Below are 19,148 nucleotides of genomic sequence, written 5' to 3' on the forward strand. Positions count from 1 at the left end.
TTTTCGTGTATGTGGGGACGATCAGCCGCGAGAGGGCTCGTTCGCCCCGTGCGGCTGCGAGGCCAGACGTTCGATCGCTTCCTGCGCGACTTTCTCAGCCTCGGCCTTGCCTGCCCAGCCGCCACCCTGGACCTCTTTGCCGGGCTCGAGATCTTTGTAGTGCTCGAAGAAGTGGGCGATCGCCTTGAGCTCGAAGTCCGAGACGTCGCCGACATCCTGGATGTGGTCCCAGCGGACATCTCCGGCCGGAACGGCCAGCAGCTTGTCGTCACCACCGGCCTCATCGGTCATGCGGAACATGCCGACGATGCGGGCGCGGACGATCACGCCGGGGTAGACGGACTCGGGGAGCAACACCATGGCGTCCAACGGATCGCCGTCCTCGCCGAGGGTGTTGTCGATGTACCCGTAATCGGCGGGATAGCCCATCGATGTGTACAGGTACCGGTCGAGATAAATCTTTCCCGACTCGTGGTCCACTTCGTACTTGTTGCGTTGTCCCTTGGGGATCTCAATCGTGACGTCGAAGTCCACGTTGTACTCCTCGTGTGTTCTGCCTACCCAAAGTGTTCTCCGGTAGCCGGTCAGCAAATCGACTCAACGATACTGTGGAGACCTGTGCCCGCCGCGAGCGGCAAGAACTTCGACCGGAGGTAATTCGTGCCAGGCAGTTCGCCGAGTCGCAAGGGGCTCCTGTGGACGCTACTACCGGTGGTTGTACTGATCGTCGTCGCGGCGATTGTACTGGTCATCGCGTTGCGTGTGGACGAGAAGCACAACAGTCTGCCTGCGGGTGCCTCCGCGCAGCCGTCGCCGGTATCGCTTGTCCCGCAGATCAGCCCGGTGGCCACCGATGCGCCGCTGCCCACGTCGGCCGGGATCGCTGCCGCTCTGTCGGAGGTGCTGTCGAACCCGGGTCTGGGCGAGCTGTCGGGCGAGGTCTCCGATGCGCTCACCGGTCAGACACTCTGGTCGCAGACCCCGAACCGCCCGATGGTGCCGGCTTCGACGATCAAGATCCTCACCACGGCGGCCGCTTTGCTGGCGTTGCCGCATGATCAGCGGATCTCGACCACGGTGGTTGCCGGTGCCGACGGACAGGTGATCCTGGTTGGCGCGGGCGACCCGACGCTGTCCGCGCAACCAGAGGGGCAGGAGACGTTCTTCACCGATGCCCCGCGGATCGCCGCGCTGGCCGATCAGATCGAGAAGGCCGGTATCGATGTCACCTCGGTGGCGGTCGACACCAGTGCCTTCTCCGGTCCGACGATGGCGTCGAGTTGGGATCCGGTGGACATCGCCGACGGCAACATCACACCGATCGAATCGCTCATCGCCGATTCCGGGCGAATCGATCCGCTGGAGATCGATTCGCCGCGGACCCCGACCCCGGCACTGGCCGCCGGGACGGCACTGGCCGCGGCGCTCGGCGTCGAGAACCCCGTGGTCCAGGCAACTGCTCCGGCAGGCGGCGCCGTGATCGCCACCGTCACGTCGGCGCCCCTGGTGACCCGACTCGGGGACATGATGCGTGCCAGCGACAACGTGCTCGCCGAGACCACGTCCATTGAGATCTCCAAGGCGATCGGCGGCAGGCCGACGCTGGCCGGAGGTATCGAAGCTGTTCGAAAAGTTCTGAGTGATAACGGTTTCAACATGGATGGCACGGTCTTCGGGGATGTCAGCGGCCTATCCGAGGACAACAGAATTTCGGCCGGGTTGCTCGACAAGGTGACCGGCGCCGGAGCCGGGACAGCCCAGCCGAAGCTGCGGCCGCTGCTGGACATGCTGCCGGTGGCCGGTGCGACCGGCACCCTGGCGGAGCGTTTTGTTCTCGAGAACGCCGACGGTGCCGGCTGGATCCGCGCAAAGACCGGAACATTGACGGTCGCCAGTGCGTTGGCCGGAGTGGTGCAGACGAAAGAAGGACGCGTGCTCAGTTTTGCTCTGATGTCCAATGGCACCGGGCCGACCGAGGCCCGGCCCGCGCTCGATGCGGTCGCCGCGGCCTTGCGTGATTGCGGATGCCGATGAGTATCGACTGGGAGCTCGCCGCGTCGGTGGGCAAGAAGATCGCCCGGCCCGGTCCGCTGACCACGGCCTACACGGCCGAAGCCGCCCGCAACGAGCTGGCGGCGTCGGCAGTGGCGTCCGAAGTGCCGGTTCGGGAGGTCACCGGGCTGGCCGACGGACTTCCGGTGCCCGCAGCGCGGGTACTCGACCGCGGCGAATGGATCGAGGCGGCGGCACTGTCGATGGCGGCGATGCTCGACCCCGGTGAACCCGACGAAAAGCCCGGGGTGACCGGACGAATCGCGGGTCTGCAGGCCGGTGGACTGCTGGCCCTGATGTCGAGCGCCATCCTGGGTCAGTACGACCCGTTCACCCCGGATCCGATCAGCGGACACGACGGCGTGCTGATGCTGGTGACCCCCAACATCATCGCGGTCGAGCGTGGGTTGCGGGTGGTACCGGCCGACTTCCGGCTCTGGGTGTGCCTGCACGAGGTGACCCATCGGGTGCAGTTCTCGGCGAACCCCTGGCTGCGTGACTACATGCAGTCGAACGTCGAGGCGCTCACTTCCGAGGATGTCGAGTCCACCGGTGAGATGGTGTCGCGGATCAGCGCCGCGCTCCGCAGCGATCTCCCGAGGGAAAAAGGAATTGTCGGCGCGATGCAGCTCCTGCAGTCCCCGGAGCAGTACGAAGCGTTCAGCCGGATGATGATGCTCGGCACGCTCCTCGAAGGCCACGCCGACCACGTGATGGACGCGGTGGGTCCGGCCAAGGTGCCGACCGTCGACCGGATTCGCACCGCATTCGACAAGCGTCGGGCCAGGCCTCAGAACCCCGTACAGCGGCTGCTGCGCACGTTGATGGGCATGGACGCGAAGATCGCCCAGTACACGCGGGGCAAGGCATTTGTGGACGAAGTGGTCGAGACGGTCGGCATGACCCGCTTCAACGCGATCTGGACCGGCCCGGAGACGATGCCGACGCCCGCTGAGATCGAAACCCCCCGGGCGTGGATCGATCGCGTGTTGTGAACTCCGGAGCGGTCTCCGAGATCACCAGGGCGGTAAAGGTTTTCGCCCGCAAGTATCTGACCGGGCCGCAGGTGTGCGTGGGGTTGTCTGGGGGCCCTGATTCGACCGCGCTGACCGCGGCTGCCGTGCGGGCGGGCCTGGACGTGCGGGCCCTGATCGTCGACCACCGTTTGCAGGCCGGTTCGGACGTGGTCGCCGAAAAGGCGGCGGCGATGGCAGCGGCGCTTGGTGCGCAACCGGTGATCGTCGGGGTGGACGTTGCCGGTGCCGGTGGTCCGGAAGCGGCGGCCCGTCGCGCTCGGTACGCAGCTTTCGACGCGCATCGCGCTGATCGACCGGTCCTTCTCGGTCACACACTCGACGACCAGGCCGAAACCGTACTGCTGGGTTTCGCGCGCGGGTCGGGAGCCCGGTCCGTGGCCGGGATGCGGCCGTGGGCGCCACCGTTCGGGCGGCCGCTCCTCGGTGTACGACGCTCGGTCGCGGTGGCCGCCTGCGTCGAACTCGATGTGACCCCGTACGAGGATCCGCACAACCGGGATCCGCGGTTCACTCGCGTCCGGTTGCGGCGTGAGGTGATGCCACTGCTCGAGGAGGTGCTGCAAGGGGGCGTCGCCGAGGCATTGGCGCGGACCGCGCGGCAGCTGCAGCTCGACGTCGACGTGGTCGAAGGGATGGTCGATGACCACGCCGCGCTTGTCGACGGCGTTGAGGTGGATTATGCCGACCTCGCGGCGCTGCCGGGTGCCATCCGGCTGCGCCTGCTGCGACGGTGGTTGCTGGCCAATGGCGCCACCGAGCCCACCGACGCCGTGGTTCAGGCGGTCGACGCGTTGGTCATGCGGTGGCGAGGCCAGGGAGCGGTGGCGATCGGTGGCCGGCCGCAGTTTCGTACCCAGGTGAGCAGACGCGGCGCCCGACTTGTCGTCGAGCGCCGCGAGCGTTGAATCGCGCCGGATCAGGGTGCCGGTGCCACGAAGGGCGAATTGATCGTGTTGAAGTACTGGATCGCAGCGCCGATCAGGGTGGGTCCGCCGACCGCGATCGTGCCGAGGACGCCGCCGATACCGGCTCCGGTGACGGCACCCGGGAGGCAACCGGCTACAACGGCAGGCAGTCCGAGGACACAACCGATCCCGGCGCCGATGATGGTGCCGACCAACCCGCCGATCGCCACGGACACCGATATGTAGGTGCCGAGCGTCTCCAGCGCCTGCATGTCGCGTTCTTCTCGGGTCGTGGGCGCGGCGACCGGGGTGGCCGCGGCCGGATCGACAACCGGTGTGAGGGTGGCCGTGCGGCCGTCCACATTCGCCGCGATCGGGAACTGTTGGTTGTCGAGGTTGAAGAACAGCGGAACGGTGGCAGCCACGTTGCCGGTGGCGTCGACGATCTCGAGCTGACCGTCGTTGGTACGCAGTGACCCGATGTCTGTCGAAAGGACGATCTGGTCGCCCCCGACGATGTCGGCCTGATAGTTGATGTCATTGGCCGGTGCGGCATTTGCCGGTATTGCTGTCAGGAAGCCGGCGGCGGTGACGGCTGATGCAATGAGTGCGATGAATCCATTTCTGCGTTTCATGGGTACGTCCTGAGGGGTTTTGGGCGGGTGTGAAGCGTCACCCGAAAGGTGATTGATTTTCGCCACGTGCCCAATTTCGATTCAACCGAAAGCTGTCCGACTTTCGCCGATCGCTCCCCCTGACCGTATTTCGAAACGGCTCGTGGATCTTGTGTGCTTCGGTGTCGCGCGCAATCAGTAAAACAAAACTGTGATTGCGAAAAACTCGCGATGGTGGAAATCATCCGTTCGGTGGACTTCGCGATGCTTTGGCAGGTTGTTGCCCCCTGCAATTGCTGTCATGGCGTTTGAGGCATGATGTCCCTTGTGACGGCGCAGCGTGATCCATACGGCAATGACATCGAAGCGGTAGTGGTCACAGAGGAGCAGATCAGGCAGCGGACCATCGAGTTGGCCGAGACGGTCGCCTCGCGCTACCGGGACGCTCCGGACGACCTCGTTCTGATCGGGGTCCTCAAGGGGGCGGTCATGTTCATGACCGACTTCGCCCGGGCGTTGCCGATCCCTTCGCAGCTCGAGTTCATGGCCGTGAGTTCGTACGGCTCGTCGACATCGTCGTCGGGCGTGGTGCGGATTCTCAAGGACCTCGACCGCGACATCAACGATCGCGACGTCGTGATCGTCGAGGACATCATCGATTCGGGATTGACCCTGTCCTGGCTGATCAAGAACCTCCGCACCCGCCACCCGCGGTCTCTGGAGGTGTGCACACTGCTGCGCAAACCAGATGCGGTCCGCGCGGACGTACATGTGGCCGATGTCGGATTCGACATCCCCAACGAGTTCGTCGTCGGATACGGTCTCGACTACGCCGAGCGCTACCGCGACCTGCCGTACGTCGGCCGCTTGCATCCGTCCGTCTACACAGACTAAAAGGTGATCGATGACTGCAGTCCAGACCGCCGCCGGAGTACGCGCGGGACGGCTTGACCCAGTCGAGGTCACCCGGGAGGCGCTGGCCCGGATCTCACAGCGCGATTCGGAACTGGGTGCTTTTGTCGCGGTCCGGGCCGACCGGGCTGTTTCCGAAGCCGAGGTTTTGACCGCGCATCCACAACTTGCTGAATTGCCGTTGGCAGGTGTGCCGGTGGCGATCAAGGACAATATTCCGATCGCCGGTGAAATCATGACGGTCGGATCGCAGGCCACCAGCCGTGCGCCGCAGTTGACCAACCACACCGTTGTTCGGAGATTGCGTGCGGCCGGGGCGATTGTCATCGGGACCACCGCAGTTCCGGAATTGTGTATGTGGGGGACCACGGATAATCAGGCCACCATTTCGCGTAATCCCTGGAATACCAAGCGAACCCCTGGCGGTTCGTCGGGCGGATCGGCCGCCGCCGTTGCCAGTGGCCAGGTCGACATCGCCCACGGCAACGATGGGCTGGGCTCGATCCGGATACCGGCGGCAGACTGCGGAGTCTTCGGCATCAAACCGGGGCGGGGCGTGGTGCCGTCCGAGTTTGGTGGCAACGGCTGGTTCGGCATGAGTGAGAACGGGCCACTGGCCACCACGGTCGCCGACGCGGCACTGATGCTCTCGGTGATGGCCGATGCGCCAGATCTGGCGAAGGCGGGTCTGTCGACAGATCCGGGATCGCTGGGCATCGTCGTGGCCGAGAACTTTCCCCTTGCCGTCGGCAAGACCGACAAACATTGGGCGCAGGCGCAGGAGAGTTGCAGTTCACTGCTGGCCGACCTCGGTCACCGGGTGCCGCACGCAGACCTGCCGTACCCCGCGAATCCCGCGCCCCTGCTGATGCGTTGGCTTGCCGGTGCGGCCGCCGATGCCGATGACATCGAGGCGGCCGGTGGGGATCTGGACAAGCTGCAGCGGCGCAGCAAAGTCCATACGTCACTCGGGCGGACTGTGACCCGTTTCGATCTGGTGAACGACAGTCAGGTCGACAAGATCGAGAAGAAAGTCCTCGCATACCTCGACCGCAACAAGGCCGATGTGCTCCTGACCCCGGCATTGGCGACGTCTCCGCCTGCGGCGAAGCAATGGAGTTCGGCGAGTTGGGCCGCGAACATGTGGGCCAACGTCGGCTATGCCCCCTTCTGCGGGCTCTTCAATCTCCTGGGCTGGCCGGCGATGTCGGTCCCCTTCGGCGTTCACCCGGTCACCCGCACCCCCCTTGCCGTGCACTTCGCAGGCAGGCCCGGATCCGAAGCGCGCCTGCTGACCTTGGCTGCCCAGATCGAAGGCGCCCGTCCCTGGCAGAGGGTCGCACCCGGCTTCTGACCGCGCCCGCTCATCGGTATCACGCCCGCGTGGTCTGCAGGCCGCGCAAGTGTGAGAAGCGTAAGCGGGCACCCGATGGATTGACCTGCAATTGCGCTCCTAGGGAACGCCTGACCATGGTGAATCGTTGACGGGTAGCCTGAGAACTCAGATATCCCGACTGGAAGGACGCGCCGAAATCACAGCGAGAGCCACAGACGTGGCTCTCGGTCTCGGCTGACACACCTCAATGAACCGTAAGACTGTCTTTCGCAATCTGGCGATCGTGGCCGTTATCGTGCTGGCGATCTGGGGTTGGACCCTGCTACGGGACAACAATCGTGACTACAAGGCCGTCGACACGTCGGTGGCGATTACGCAGCTCAACACCAAGAACGTGGACGAGGTGCAGATCGACGACCGCGAGCAGACGCTGCGGATGACGATCAAGGATCCGAGTCAGACGGACGGTGAGAAGAAGATCTCGGCGAAGTACCCGGCGCAAGCCACCGAAGAGATCTTCAACCGCGTCAACGACACCGGTGCGACGTATCAGACGAACGTCAACAAAGACTCGTTCCTGATGCAGATGCTGATCTTCATCCTGCCGCTGGTCTTGCTGTTCGGGTTGTTCTTCTTCGTGATGAGCCGGATGCAAGGTGGTGGCAAGGGCGGTGTCATGGGCTTCGGGAAGTCCAAGGCCAAACAGCTCACCAAAGACATGCCGTCCACCACGTTCTCAGATGTCGCCGGTGCCGATGAAGCCGTCGAAGAACTCTTCGAGATCAAAGACTTCCTGCAGAACCCGGCCCGCTACCAGGCACTCGGCGCCAAGATCCCCAGGGGTGTGCTGCTCTACGGCCCACCCGGAACCGGCAAGACGCTGCTCGCACGCGCGGTTGCCGGTGAGGCCGGTGTCCCGTTCTTCACGATCTCCGGTTCGGATTTCGTCGAGATGTTCGTCGGCGTCGGTGCCTCGCGAGTGCGTGACATGTTCGAGCAGGCCAAGAACAACAGTCCTTGCATCATCTTCGTCGACGAGATCGATGCGGTCGGCCGCCAGCGTGGTGCAGGCCTCGGCGGTGGTCATGACGAGCGCGAGCAGACCCTCAACCAGTTGCTGGTGGAGATGGACGGATTCGGTGAGCGTTCGGGCGTCATCCTGATCGCGGCGACCAACCGTCCCGACATCCTCGACCCGGCGCTGCTGCGTCCGGGCCGCTTCGACCGCCAGATCCCGGTCAGCAACCCCGACATGGCCGGACGCCGGGCGATCCTGAACGTCCACGCCCAGGGCAAGCCGATCGACGCCGACGCCGACCTCGACGGTCTGGCCAAGCGCACACCCGGCATGTCCGGCGCCGACCTGGCGAACGTCATCAACGAGGCCGCATTGCTCGCGGCTCGCGAAAACCGCACCACGATCACCGCCGAACTCCTCGAAGAGTCGGTCGATCGCGTCATCGGTGGTCCGCGTCGTAAGAGCCGGATAATCAGCGAACACGAGAAGAAGATCGTGGCGTACCACGAGGGTGGCCACACCCTGGCCGCGTGGGCGATGCCCGATCTCGACCCGATCTACAAGGTGACGATCCTGGCCCGCGGTCGTACCGGCGGACATGCTCTGGCCGTGCCCGAGCAGGACAAAGACCTGATGACACGGTCGGAGATGATCGCTCGTCTGGTGATGGCGATGGGTGGGCGCGCTGCCGAGGAACTGGTGTTCCACGAGCCGACCACCGGAGCGTCGTCCGACATCGATCAAGCGACCAAGATCGCCCGCGCGATGGTGACCGAGTACGGCATGAGTGCCCGCTTGGGCGCCGTTCGCTATGGCCAGGAGCAGGGCGATCCGTTCCTGGGCCGATCGATGGGCACGCATGCGGATTACTCGCCCGAGGTTGCCAGCGAGATCGACGACGAGGTGCGTCGCCTGATCGAGGCCGCGCACACCGAGGCCTGGGCCATCCTCACCGAGTACCGGGACACCCTCGATGAACTCGCGACCCAGCTGCTCGAACGCGAGACGCTGACCCGCAAGGACCTCGAGAAGATCTTCGACAAGGTCTCAAAGCGTCCCCGCATCACCACGTTCAACGACTTCGGTGAGCGAACCCCCAGCGACAAGCCGCCGGTCAAGACCCCCGGTGAGCTGGCCAAGGAACGCGGCGAGCCGTGGCCGCCCGAGGCCCCGAAAACGCCGGAGCTGACAAAAACGGGTTCGCATGCGCAGCCCGCACCGGGTCAGCAGCAGCCGGGTGCGACTTCGGGTGGAACCCGTCCTGATTACGGTGCTCCGGCCGGGTGGTCGGCACCGGGATGGCCCCCTGGTAACTCTCCGAGCGGTGGCCCCCAGGGCGGTGGCCAGCCGAACGGGCAACCCGGTGGTGGGTACCCCAATGGTGGCTACCCACAGGCACCAGGGAATCCTTATGCACAACCGCACAACCCCTATGGTCGGCCTCCGGCAAACGGACATCACAATGGTGACGGACACGGCGGCGGACACAACGGTGGCGGCCAGGGCGATGAAGGCCAGAACGGCCAACCGCCCTCAACCGGACAGAATGGACAATGACGTACCGCGAAGACTGCACCGCGATTGCCCCTTTTGATGCTGAGCGTGCCGAGCGCGCTGTTCGAGAACTTCTCATTGCTGTCGGTGAGGACCCGGAACGTGATGGGCTGAAGGAGACTCCGGCCCGGGTGGCCCGGGCCTACCAGGAGATGTTCGGCGGCCTGCACACCGATCCCGATGAGGTCCTCGCGACCACATTCGATGTCGGGCACGACGAATTGGTCCTGGTCAAAGACATCCCGATGTACTCGACCTGCGAGCATCATCTGGTCTCGTTTCACGGTGTCGCCCATGTCGGTTACATCCCCGGTGCCAGCGGTCAGGTCACCGGCTTGTCGAAGCTTGCCCGGGTTGTCGACCTGTATGCCCGCAGGCCGCAGGTCCAGGAGCGGCTCACCACACAGATCGCCGACGCGATCGTCCGGAGGCTCGATCCGCGCGGTGTCATCGTCGTGATCGAGGCCGAGCACCTGTGCATGGCGATGCGCGGTATCCGTAAGCCGGGTGCCACGACCACCACCTCGGCGGTCCGCGGGCAGTTCAAGACCAGTGCGATCTCGCGTGGAGAAGCACTGGATCTGATTTCCCGAAAGAGCTAGTGCTGCAAGACAGTGCCGTCATGAAGGGTTCGGGCGTCGTGAACACGGTCATCATGGGCGTGGTCAATGTGACCGCCGATTCCTTCTCGGACGGCGGTCGGTATCTCGATGTCGACGCAGCCATCGAGCACGGTGTTGCTCTGGTGGCCGACGGCGCGGACATCATCGACGTCGGTGGTGAATCAACGCGACCGGGTGCCCAGCGGGTCGACTCCGAATTGGAGATCGCGCGCATCCGGCCGGTGATCGAAGGCCTGTCGGCACGCGGGATCGTGACGTCGGTCGACACGATGCGGGCCCGGGTCGCGGAGGCCGCGTTGTCGGCCGGGGTCGGCATCATCAACGACGTCTCCGGTGGCCGCGCCGATCCCGACATGGCCAAGGTCGTCGCGGAATCGGGGTCACCCTGGATTCTGATGCACTGGCGGCCGACGGATGCCGACTGGGCGCATTCGGGTAGAGCTGCCGGATATGGCGATGTGGTGTCCGAGGTCAGAAGCGAACTCCTCGAGCAGGTCGACGCCGCCGTGAAGGCCGGTGTCGATCCCGGTGCGCTGATCCTCGACCCCGGACTGGGCTTTGCGAAGACAGGCGAACACAACTGGGCGTTGTTGCAGCGTCTACCCGAGTTCCTGGAGTTGGGGTTCCCGGTGCTCATCGGGGCTTCCCGGAAGCGTTTCCTGGGGACCCTTCTCGCCGACGCCGATGGGAATCCGAGGCCGCCTGCTGGACGGGAAGTGGCCACGGCCGCACTCAGTGCGCTGGCTGCGGCCCACGGCGCGTGGGGTGTTCGGGTACACGACGTGGCGTCGAGTCGCGATGCGATCGCCGTTGCGAAGGCATGGAACGCCGGTGGATCTCCGGTTGTGAACGAACAAGTCGATACGAAGGGGCGCAATGGCTGACCGAATCGAGTTGCGCGGGTTGAAGGTCCGGGGCAACCATGGCGTGTTCGACCATGAGCGCACCGATGGCCAGGACTTCATCGTCGATGTGATCCTGTGGGTCGACTCGCGGGTCGCTGCGGCCACCGATGACCTTGCCGACACGGTCGACTACGGCGCACTGGCTCAGACCGCGCACGACATCATCGCGGGAACCCCGCGGAATCTGATCGAGACGGTGGCCGCCGAAATCGCCGACACGGTGATGCTCGAAACGGAGCAGGTGGCGGCGTGCGAAGTGACGCTTCACAAGCCGTCCGCGCCGATCCCGCTGACGTTCGACGATGTTGCGGTGGTGGCCAGGCGGTCCCGTAAGGGCATGCAATGAGTGGGGCAACACCGTGAGCCGTGCGGTGCTCTCGATCGGCTCCAACATCGGGGATCGGATGGCGCATCTGCAGTCGGTCTGCGACGGGCTCGCCGATGTGGTGGTGGCGACCTCCGCCGTCTACTCGACCGCGCCCTGGGGTGGTGTGGAGCAGCAGGACTTCTTCAATGCTGTTGTGGTGGTCGATGATCCGAACCGGGAGGCCGCCGATTGGCTGGCCGCCGGGCAGGAGCTCGAGCAGCAGGCGCAGCGGATCCGCGAACAGCATTGGGGTCCAAGAACTCTGGATGTCGACGTCATCTCGGTGACCAGTGCGGGCCGCGATGTCATCTCTGATGATCCGACCCTGACGCTGCCGCATCCGAGGGCGTCGCAACGCGCGTTTGTCCTGACCCCGTGGCGCGATGTTGATCCGGCGGCGACGCTGTGGCATGACGGCGCAGCGACCCCGGTGGCCGATCTGCTTGCGGCACTACCGGACGACGAGCGATCTGGGGTGCACCGCACCGACCGGCAACTTGTGGTCGCCGGCCGCGACGAGGCGGACACGGGCCGATGAACCGGCGAAATCCGCGGCAGCAGTCCGATGACGGCAAGATGGGTCCGACCCGGGTCCGTGATCTGTCGGCCTTGGCCGCGGTTGCCGCCGTGGTGGTGTTCCTGCTGGTCCGCGTCAGTTACGGTTCGATGCCGCCGCTGCCATTGCTGGCCGGTGTGGTGCTGTATCTGCTTGCCGCACTTGAAATTGTGATCGCATTCGTTGTCCGTTCGCGCGTCCGGGACCGCGAGGTCGGTGCGCACCACGGACAGTTGCATCCGATCACCGCGGCGCGGGTTCTGGCACTGGCGAAGGCGTCGGCGATCCTCGGTGCGCTCGCAACGGGTGTATGGGCCGGGACGCTCGTCTATCTCCTGACACGACAAAGTGAACTGGCCGCCGCGCGGGAGGATCTGCCGAGCGCGATCGTCGGGTTGATCGGTGCAATCCTGCTTGCGGTCGCGGCGTTGTGGCTCGAATATTGCTGTCGCGCGCCTGATGATCCGTCCGAGGATCTCCCCGCCTGATCGGCGGTGACAATCATCATGACCGTCTATAACAGGACTTGCCGGGTGAGATGGCGAATTCGTCCGCCACAGCCCGGTATGTTTGCCCCATGACCACCTCCGCTGGCCGCTCGGCTGACGCCAGAAGGACTCGTCGTGGTCCGGGCCAATGGCTCATCGGCGCGTTGCTGCTGCTCGCTCTCGGTTCGAGCGTGTTCATGATCGTCACTTCGGAGATGAGCGTGGCCGGTTCGCTGGCCGTCATCACCGCGCTGTGGGCTGCGGTCATCGGCGCCATCCTGGTGACCAAATACCGTCGCGCCGCAGATTCCGCGGACGCGAAGGCCCGTGATCTGCGGTTGGTCTACGAATTGCAGCTCGAGCGCGAGATCACCGCCCGCCGCCAGTACGAACTCGGTGTCGAGACTCAGGTTCGCCGCGAGGTCAGCGCCGAATCCGGTTCCGAACTCGCCGCGCTCAAGACCGAGCTGCAGTCGCTTCGTGAGAGTTTGGAGCAGATCCTCGGCGAACTGCCGGAAGATCGCATCGCGCTCTTCCGGGAGAAGCTACCCGAGCTGGAGAACGGATCCAGTTGGCTCAATCGTCCGGATGCCGCATATGCCTCCGGTTTTGCCGAGTACCCGAGTGGTCTCGTCGATGACGGCGCGCTTGCCGAACAGGACTTCGCGTCCACGGCACCGCCTGCCGACGACTCCCCACGTGGGGGTGACGACATGACCGAGGTCTTTCCGGTGATCGCCGCCGAGGAGCCACTGCCCGCCGAGCCCGAGCCGGCCACAGCCGAACCGGCCGAGGCCGAGGACGAAGACGAAGAGATCGTCGCCGAGCTGGTCGACGAATCGGCCGATGACAGCACTGCCGAACCGGCCTCGGAGTCCGAACCCCGTGCCTCGGGTAGGCGTCGTCGTGCTGATGAGCCCGCCGAGGACGCTGCGGACCCCGAAGGTTTTGCCGATGACAACCCGACCGATGAATGGGAAGTCGCACCGCCCGAGGATGCCATCCCCGATGCTCTGCTGGCCGAGGGCGAAGGTTCGCCCGATCACTCAGGGGCTCATGAATCCGGCCGTTCGGTCTCGGAACTGCTCCAGGGGTTTGCAGGTTCTTCCCCCAGCTCAGGGCGCCGTCGCCGCCGCGACTGAGTCCGATCGGTTCGACAACAGGTAGTGCGCGGCCGGGTTCTGGCCACCGCGGCCGATATGCATTTCGGTGAGGCCGATCACAGCGGTTGGCGGTTTCGACGCTGCGGGATCTATCCTCGCTGCGAGACGTCTGGTACCCGAAATCGACTCTTTCGACCGTGATCAATCATCCGGTTGGACGGGTTCGGTGGGACTGGAACGAATGATGGAGGACATCGGTGACCTCGACCGGGATTACCAACTGGCCCGCGCCTGCCCGCCTGACGGTGGGCATCGTGTCGGCGGGCCGTGTGGGCACAACCATCGGTGAGGCGCTCGAACGTGCCGAACACGTGGTCGGAGCGGTTGCAGCTTCGTCGCCACAGTCGCGGCGTCGGGCCGCCGAACGACTGCCCGAATCAGAGATCCTTGCCCCGCGTGAAGTCGCGGCGCGGTGCGAACTGCTGATTCTGGCAGTACCCGACGATCAACTCCCGCTGCTCATCGCCGACTTCGCCGCGTCCGGCTCGGTTCGGCCGGGCACGATTGTTGCCCATACCGCCGGAGCCAACGGCGTTCGCATTCTCGATCCCCTCACCGACGCCGGAGCGTTGCCGCTGGCCCTTCATCCGGCGATGACCTTCATCGGTACCGGAGAAGACACCGACCGCCTCAACGACTGCTGTTTCGGGGTCACCGCCGCCGACGAGATCGGTCTGGCCATCGGACAGTCCCTGGTGCTGGAGATGGGTGGTGAACCGGTCCACGTCCACGAAACCGACCGGACGCTCTATCACGCGGCATTGGCGCACGGCGCAAATCATCTGGTGGCCCTGGTCTGTGACGCCGCAGCCGCCCTGCGCAAGGTCCTCGACGGACAAGACGTGCGGCCGGAACGGCTCCTCGGCCCGCTGCTGACCGCAGCCCTCGACAATGCCCTGCATATGGGCCCTGCGGCGCTGACCGGGCCGGTCAAGCGCGGCGACACCGCTGCGGTTGCCTGCCACCTCGACGCGCTGACCGCAGCAGACCCCGCCATCGCCGACGGATACCGGGCGATGGCCCGTCGCGCCGCCGCGTATACCGATCCACCCCCTGATCTGACCGAGCTCCTCGGAGGTGAGCACTGATGCCGGGTACCGACCTGACGTCTGAAAAGCCGTATACGGCAGGTAAATTGACCGTCCACCGCGATCCGGCGATGCTGAACAAGATCAGCCGGGCCTTGCGGTCGACCGGCAAACGGGTGGTGCTGGTCCCGACGATGGGCGCGCTGCACGCCGGTCATCTGGAGCTGATCCGGGCGGCCAAGGCCAAGGGTGATGCCGTGGTGATCACCTCGATCTTCGTGAACCCGCTGCAGTTCTCGGCCGACGAGGACCTCGACGCCTACCCGCGGACGTTCGACACCGACTGCGATCTGTTGCGCGCTGCGGGAGTCGAGTTGGTCTTCGCGCCGCGGGTCTCGGACATGTACCCGAATGGTCCTCGGACCACCGTGCATCCGGGCCCCCTTGGCGCCGAGCTCGAAGGGGCGTCACGGCCGACCCACTTTGCCGGGATGCTGACCGTGGTGCTCAAGCTGCTCAACATCGCGGCACCGATGGAGGCGTACTTCGGTGAGAAGGACTACCAGCAGCTGACGTTGATCCGGCAGATGGTGCGCGACCTCGACCTCGACATCCGCATCGTCGGCGTGCCGACCGTGCGTGAATCCGACGGGCTCGCAATGTCTTCGCGTAACCGGTACCTCGATCCGGCGCAGCGTGAGCTGGCCACGACCCTGTCTGCGGCCCTGGTCGCCGGTGCCTATGCGGCAGCCGGTGGTGTGCAGGCAATTCTCGAAACGGCCGGGCAGGTGCTCGCACTACATCCGGAGATCGAGGTCGATTACCTGGAAGTGCGCGGCCCGGGTTTGGAAGCGCCCCCGGACAAGGGTGACGGCAGGCTTTTGGTCGCAGCTCGGATCGGCAGCACTCGGCTGATCGACAACGTAGGCGTCGCGATAGGTACGGGTTTCGTCGAAAGAGGAGAGAACACACCATGATTCGCACGATGATGACATCAAAAATCCACCGCGCCACCGTGACGCAGGCGGATCTGCATTACGTCGGTTCGGTGACGGTCGATCAGGATCTACTCGACGCCGCGGGCCTGCTCGAAGGCGAGAAGGTCTCGATCGTCGACATCACCAACGGTGCACGTCTGGAGACGTACACGATTGCCGGTGAGCGCGGCTCGGGTGTCATCGGTATCAACGGTGCCGCAGCACATCTCGTGCATCCCGGGGACCTGGTCATCCTGATCGCCTATGGTGGCCTCGACGAGCGCGAGCTGCTCGAGTACAGCCCACGGGTGGTGTTCGTCGACGAGCAGAACAAGATCCTCGAGCAGGGGGCCGACCCGGCCCATGCCCCGGAAGGCAGCGGGCTCCTGGATCCGCGCGAATTGTCCTCCACCCCATTGCCTTCCGCCCCATTGTCTTCCGCTACAGCCTGATCATGCTGCTCGCCCTGGACGTCGGTAACACCAACATCCACCTGGGTGTCTATTCCGGGCGCGGTGACCATGCCCGTCTGATCCGGGACTGGCGGATGCGGACCGAACCGCGGATGACCGCGGACGAACTCGCACTGAATCTCCGGGGACTGCTGGGTCCCGACGTCGACCAGGTCACGTCGGTGGTCGGCCTGTCCACGGTGCCATCACTGCTGCGTGAAATGCGAGTGATGGTCGGGAAGTACTACGGCGCCGGACCCCATGTTCTCCTTGAACCCGGTGTGCGGACCGGGGTTCCGCTGTTGGTCGACAACCCGAAAGAGGTCGGCACAGACCGGGTCGCCAACGCGCTCGCGGCCTACACGGCCTACGGGCGGGCCTGCATCGTCGTCGATTTCGGGACGACAACCCTGGTCGATGTGGTCTCGGCGAAGGGTGAGTTCCTCGGCGGCGCCATCGCGCCGGGCATCGACCTGGCCGTGGAGGCGCTGGCCACCGCGACGGTGACGTTGCGCAAGGTGGAGTTGTTGCCGCCGCGCAGTGTGGTCGGCAAGAACACCATCGAGGCGTTGCAGTCGGGCATCCTCTACGGATTCGCGGGACAGGTCGACGGGTTGGTGACCCGGGTGCGTCGGGAGATCCGCGGATTCGGCCCCGCCGACGATGTGGCGGTGGTCGCCACGGGGTATCTCGCACCGCTGGTGTTCGACGAGTGCGAGACATTGCAGCATCATGAGCCGACGCTGACGCTGGACGGTCTGCGGCTGGTCTACGAGCGGCAGCGCGAAAGTCGCGGCAAGACACGGTCAGATCACTGATCTCTCGCAGGCCCCAGTCCTGTGATCGTCCCCACTGGTGCGAGCCGAATCGATGTGGCAGAATCTCGACCGTGATGAACCGGAGCTGTCAGGAGTGTTGTCGGGGCTAACGCCTCTCGATGACCCCTAACATCCGATTCTGGCGCTCTGTCGCCGATCATTCTCGAAAGCACCCACCATGTCTGTGCTCACGGCACCCATCTCTTCCGCTGCTCCCGTGTCCGCTCCGGCGGCGGCGCCCCTCTCCATCTCGGCTGATCAGTTCGGGCCCGCCTTGCAGGCCGGCGCGATCGCCGTCGACATCCGCAGTCAGCGTGTCCGCGATACCGACGGAATCCTCATGGGGGCGTTGGCTGTTCCCGCCGAGAACGTCCTCGACCGCTTGACCCCCGGCTCGCCTGCCTCTTTGTCGAGCGCCACCACCGCTGCGCGCTGGGTCTTGGTCGGCGCGGACGGACACGACGCGGAGATGCTGACCTGGCACCTGCAGGCGCGAGGCATCGTCGGAGCCCGTTTTGTCGTGGGTGGTCAGCGGGCATTGGCCCGAGGCGTCACGCCCGGTCTAGTCGGCGAGCACACCCGGCGCGAGCTGGATGCCTACTCGGCGCACTGATCCTCTCGCCCTGGCCGGAAGTGGTTGCGGCTCGGAGCGGGACCGGGATTTGTGACTGTGGTTTGTGACTGTTTGTCTACGCTTGACCTTGGCGAATGGATCGCGAAGCGCTCCGGCCGATAGGGTCGTTGGCGTGAACGAAGACCGTGGCCAGCGCCGCACCAACACAGATGCAGACACTGTCGAAGACCAGACGCCGGAACAGCTGCGTATCCGTCGCGAAAAGCGGGATCGGATGCTCTCGGCAGGAACCGAGCCCTACCCGGTTTCCGTACCGCGAACACATTCATTGGCGCAGGTCCGGGCCAAGTACCCCGACCTCGAGACCGACACCGCCACGGGCGACCATGTTGGTGTCGCCGGCCGTGTGATCTTCGTCCGCAACACCGGCAAGCTGTGTTTTGCCACGTTGCAGGAGGGTGACGGCACGCAGTTGCAGGCCATGATCAGCCTCAACGGTGTTGGCGAGGAGTCCCTCGCGGCGTGGAAGTCCGACGTCGATCTCGGTGATTTTGTCTTCGTGCACGGTGAGGTGATCAGTTCCCGCCGTGGCGAGCTCAGTGTTCTCGCGGACAGCTGGCAGATGGCGTCGAAGGCGCTGCGGCCGCTTCCGGTGGCACACAAAGAGATGAACGAAGAGGCTCGGGTGCGTGCGCGTTACCTCGATCTCATCGTCCGGCCGGAGGCCCGTGCCATGGCCCGGACCCGGGTTGCTGTCATGCGAGAGTTGCGCGCCGCACTCGAACGCCGCGGTTTCCTCGAGGTCGAGACACCGATGCTGCAGACATTGCACGGCGGCGCCGCGGCCCGTCCGTTCGTGACGCACTCCAATGCCATGGATATCGACCTCTACCTGCGCATCGCGCCGGAACTCTTCCTCAAGCGTGCGGTGGTCGGCGGGATCGAGAAGGTCTTCGAGATCAATCGCAACTTCCGCAACGAGGGTGCCGACTCCACCCATTCGCCGGAGTTCGCGATGCTCGAGACGTATGAGGCGTACGGCACCTACGACGACTCGGCCACGATGATCCGGGAGATCATCCAAGAGGTCGCGGTCGCTGCGTTGGGCACGCTGCAGCCGTTGATGGCCGACGGAACGGTCAATGATCTGCGCGGCGAGTGGACCTCGGTCGAGATGTATCCGTCGTTGTCGCAGGCCCTCGGTGAAGAGATCACGCCGGCCACCACGGTGGAACACCTGCTGGCGGTGTGCGCCCGGGTTGGGCTCGAGATCCCGGAGGGCAAGGGCTATGGCCACGGGAAACTCGTCGAAGAACTGTGGGAACACCAGGTCGGGGACACGCTGTCGGGACCGGTTTTCGTCCGGGACTTCCCGGTGGAGACCTCGCCTTTGGTCCGAGAGCACCGGACGAAGCCCGGCGTCAGTGAGAAATGGGACCTCTATGTTCGTGGTTTCGAATTGGCAACCGGGTATTCAGAATTGATCGACCCGATCATTCAGCGGGAGCGGTTCGTCGACCAGGCCAGGCTTGCGCGGGCCGGCGACGACGAGGCAATGGCGCTCGACGAAGAGTTTCTTGCCGCGATGGAGCAGGGGATGCCCCCGACGACGGGGACCGGAATGGGGATTGATCGACTTCTCATGGCGCTTACCGGTCTTGGGATTAGGGAAACGATCCTCTTTCCACTCGTGAAGCCGCAGCATTGATAATTTTCTAAACTCGTTAGTGCGTTATTCGCGCGAACAAGATATTCGCGCTATGCTGTCG

The 19,148-nt window shown here is 64.9% G+C and carries 20 protein-coding genes; 18 read left to right on the top strand and 2 right to left on the bottom strand.

Annotation, left to right across the window (positions count from 1 at the left end):
* Nucleotides 1-21: 21 nt before the first annotated feature.
* The gene (locus AC1TPF_RS06715) at nt 22-534 is read right to left on the bottom strand and encodes an inorganic diphosphatase (RefSeq protein ID WP_482135896.1); all 513 of its coding nucleotides are present in this window, start codon (nt 532-534) and stop codon (nt 22-24) included.
* Nucleotides 535-711: 177 nt separating this feature from the next.
* Here AC1TPF_RS06715 and dacB point away from each other — a divergent pair, with 177 nt between their 5' ends.
* The 3 genes from dacB to tilS are packed head-to-tail and all read left to right on the top strand — an operon-like array spanning nt 712 to nt 3,994.
* Complete coding sequence (gene dacB / locus AC1TPF_RS06720; RefSeq protein WP_482135895.1) at nt 712-2,034, top strand: D-alanyl-D-alanine carboxypeptidase/D-alanyl-D-alanine endopeptidase; 1,323 nt, start codon at nt 712-714, stop codon at nt 2,032-2,034.
* Nucleotides 2,031-3,047, top strand: coding sequence for a zinc-dependent metalloprotease (locus AC1TPF_RS06725; RefSeq protein ID WP_482135894.1), 1,017 nt, complete (start codon nt 2,031-2,033; stop codon nt 3,045-3,047). Before dacB ends, AC1TPF_RS06725 begins: the two co-directional genes overlap by 4 nt.
* A complete protein-coding gene (gene tilS, locus AC1TPF_RS06730; protein ID WP_482143175.1) occupies nt 3,026-3,994 on the top strand; it encodes a tRNA lysidine(34) synthetase TilS in 969 nt (322 codons plus the stop codon). Before AC1TPF_RS06725 ends, tilS begins: the two co-directional genes overlap by 22 nt.
* Before the next feature lie 11 nt (nt 3,995-4,005).
* On the opposite strand, the gene AC1TPF_RS06735 is transcribed toward tilS, so the two are convergent.
* Complete coding sequence (locus AC1TPF_RS06735) at nt 4,006-4,629, bottom strand: DUF8020 domain-containing protein (protein WP_482135892.1); 624 nt, start codon at nt 4,627-4,629, stop codon at nt 4,006-4,008.
* 294 nt (nt 4,630-4,923) lie between these two features.
* Here AC1TPF_RS06735 and hpt point away from each other — a divergent pair, with 294 nt between their 5' ends.
* From hpt to lysS, 15 genes are all read left to right on the top strand, one after another.
* Nucleotides 4,924-5,502 (top strand): hypoxanthine phosphoribosyltransferase, encoded by a 579-nt coding sequence (gene hpt, locus AC1TPF_RS06740; RefSeq protein ID WP_482135891.1) that lies wholly within the window; start codon nt 4,924-4,926, stop codon nt 5,500-5,502.
* A gap of 10 nt (nt 5,503-5,512) precedes the next feature.
* Nucleotides 5,513-6,874 (top strand): amidase, encoded by a 1,362-nt coding sequence (locus tag AC1TPF_RS06745; protein WP_482135890.1) that lies wholly within the window; start codon nt 5,513-5,515, stop codon nt 6,872-6,874.
* Nucleotides 6,875-7,103: 229 nt separating this feature from the next.
* The gene (gene ftsH, locus AC1TPF_RS06750; protein ID WP_482143176.1) at nt 7,104-9,431 is read left to right on the top strand and encodes an ATP-dependent zinc metalloprotease FtsH; all 2,328 of its coding nucleotides are present in this window, start codon (nt 7,104-7,106) and stop codon (nt 9,429-9,431) included.
* Entirely contained in the window at nt 9,428-10,030 is a 603-nt protein-coding gene (gene folE / locus AC1TPF_RS06755) for a GTP cyclohydrolase I FolE (RefSeq protein WP_482135888.1), read from the top strand. The genes ftsH and folE overlap by 4 nt, the downstream gene beginning before the upstream one ends.
* A 20-nt stretch (nt 10,031-10,050) precedes the next feature.
* Nucleotides 10,051-10,935, top strand: coding sequence for a dihydropteroate synthase (gene folP / locus AC1TPF_RS06760; RefSeq protein WP_482143178.1), 885 nt, complete (start codon nt 10,051-10,053; stop codon nt 10,933-10,935).
* Entirely contained in the window at nt 10,928-11,302 is a 375-nt protein-coding gene (folB, locus tag AC1TPF_RS06765; protein WP_482135886.1) for a dihydroneopterin aldolase, read from the top strand. The genes folP and folB overlap by 8 nt, the downstream gene beginning before the upstream one ends.
* A gap of 13 nt (nt 11,303-11,315) precedes the next feature.
* A complete protein-coding gene (folK, locus tag AC1TPF_RS06770) occupies nt 11,316-11,861 on the top strand; it encodes a 2-amino-4-hydroxy-6-hydroxymethyldihydropteridine diphosphokinase (RefSeq protein WP_482143180.1) in 546 nt (181 codons plus the stop codon).
* Nucleotides 11,858-12,367, top strand: a complete 510-nt coding sequence (locus AC1TPF_RS06775) for a DUF3180 domain-containing protein (RefSeq protein WP_482143182.1) — start codon at nt 11,858-11,860, stop codon at nt 12,365-12,367. Before folK ends, AC1TPF_RS06775 begins: the two co-directional genes overlap by 4 nt.
* Nucleotides 12,368-12,456: 89 nt before the next feature.
* Nucleotides 12,457-13,509 (top strand): DUF6779 domain-containing protein, encoded by a 1,053-nt coding sequence (locus tag AC1TPF_RS06780; protein ID WP_482143184.1) that lies wholly within the window; start codon nt 12,457-12,459, stop codon nt 13,507-13,509.
* Between the two features lie 218 nt (nt 13,510-13,727).
* Nucleotides 13,728-14,618, top strand: a complete 891-nt coding sequence (locus AC1TPF_RS06785; protein WP_482143185.1) for a Rossmann-like and DUF2520 domain-containing protein — start codon at nt 13,728-13,730, stop codon at nt 14,616-14,618.
* Nucleotides 14,618-15,535 (top strand): pantoate--beta-alanine ligase, encoded by a 918-nt coding sequence (panC, locus tag AC1TPF_RS06790; protein WP_482143186.1) that lies wholly within the window; start codon nt 14,618-14,620, stop codon nt 15,533-15,535. The genes AC1TPF_RS06785 and panC overlap by 1 nt, the downstream gene beginning before the upstream one ends.
* Entirely contained in the window at nt 15,532-15,987 is a 456-nt protein-coding gene (panD, locus tag AC1TPF_RS06795) for an aspartate 1-decarboxylase (RefSeq protein WP_482143188.1), read from the top strand. The genes panC and panD overlap by 4 nt, the downstream gene beginning before the upstream one ends.
* A gap of 2 nt (nt 15,988-15,989) precedes the next feature.
* Nucleotides 15,990-16,805 (top strand): type III pantothenate kinase, encoded by an 816-nt coding sequence (locus AC1TPF_RS06800; RefSeq protein ID WP_482135879.1) that lies wholly within the window; start codon nt 15,990-15,992, stop codon nt 16,803-16,805.
* A 178-nt stretch (nt 16,806-16,983) separates the two neighbouring features.
* Nucleotides 16,984-17,418, top strand: a complete 435-nt coding sequence (locus AC1TPF_RS06805; RefSeq protein WP_482143190.1) for a hypothetical protein — start codon at nt 16,984-16,986, stop codon at nt 17,416-17,418.
* Between the two features lie 133 nt (nt 17,419-17,551).
* Nucleotides 17,552-19,087: a lysine--tRNA ligase gene (lysS, locus tag AC1TPF_RS06810; protein ID WP_482143191.1), complete on the top strand. Its 1,536-nt coding sequence runs from the start codon at nt 17,552-17,554 to the stop codon at nt 19,085-19,087.
* The last annotated feature ends 61 nt before the right edge of the window (nt 19,088-19,148 follow it).

This window comes from Williamsia sp. Y853 (assembly GCF_056786495.1).